The sequence below is a fragment of the Polyangium sp. 15x6 genome (assembly GCF_029960785.1).
GTDB lineage: Bacteria > Myxococcota_A > Polyangia > Polyangiales > Polyangiaceae > Polyangium.
On sequence record NZ_JASBQE010000253.1, the window covers coordinates 1 to 1,201 of the forward strand.

At 66.9% G+C, this 1,201-nt stretch carries 1 protein-coding gene; it reads right to left on the reverse strand.

From position 1 onward, the window contains the following. Positions 1 to 1,201 (reverse strand): IS66 family transposase (locus QHF83_RS53295; RefSeq protein WP_282425878.1); only part of this gene is annotated, 1,201 nt, incomplete at both ends.

Below are 1,201 nucleotides of genomic sequence, written 5' to 3' on the forward strand. Positions count from 1 at the left end.
CCCACTGATTGCGGGCGTATCCGATAGCCTGGCCGATGGGGCTCTTGGGCAAGGCCACGAGAGCCTCCACGTCGAGCCAGATGCGAAATGCCTCGAGCACGGGCGTCGCGAGCCTCCGACGCTCCTCCGTCCGGCGAGCCGGCGGCAGCTCCTTGGTGTCGGCGTCGATTGCATACAGCTTACCGATGAACCCGAGCGCGGCGAGAGCGCGCTCCTTGTCCGACGAGAGCGCCTTGAAGAAGCCACGTCGGCAGTGGCTCCAGCAGCCGACCTCCGTCACCTCCTCGGTGCGGTAGAGCAATTCGTAGACATTGTGCGCGTCGGCGAGGACGTACCCCTTGTACCCGCGCAGAAAGTCCCTCGGCCCGTCCTGCGTGTGCCGCGGCGTGAAGCGGAACAGGACGTGCTCGCGGTCCGCGACGAGCACCCAGAAGTAGCCTCTGCGGCACTTCTCCTTCGCTTGCACGAGCACGCCCGTCGCGTCGATGGCAATGCAATGCGCGCGTTTCGCGTCTTTGGCCATCGCGTCGACGATGTGCCGGAGAAGCCCGGTGGAGGCCCCCACCCAATTGCACAAGGTCGAGCGCGCGAGCGACACGCCTTCTCGCTCGTAGATCCTCTCCTGCCTGTGGAGCGGCAAGGAATCGCCGTACTTGCTCACGAGCACATGCGCGAGCAGCCCGGGGCCCGCCATGCAGCGAGGAATCGGCGCATCGGGCGCGGGCTCGAGGAGCACGCCTTCGTCGGGCCTGCCCTTCGTCGCGAATTTCGGACGGACGATACGGAGGCGCACGAAGCTCGCGGGCCGCCATTCGAGCGTCTCGCTGACCTCTTCGCCGATGCGCACGAGCGATGCCGCACCTTCGCCCTTGGCCTCGGGAGGAAGGAGCTCGATTGTCTCGACAGGCAAATGCTCGGGCAGGCTCTGCCGCCCGTGCGGCGTCACCTTGCGCTCCTTTTGTTTCGGCTTGTTGCTGCCCGGGAGCTTCTCACCGGACGGCTGGTCCGAAGGCGGCATTGCATCCGGCGTCGGGTCGGACATCCGCTCGAGCCCGCCGAGCGCCTCGACGACGGCCTGGAACGCGAGCTGAGTCTGCGCCGGATCGACCTGCTCGGCCTTCCGACCGAAGATGTGGCGCCGGAGTCGCTCGAGCTCGATGCTGGCGAGCTCGTAGAGCTTGCGATACTCGTCGCGCTCGTG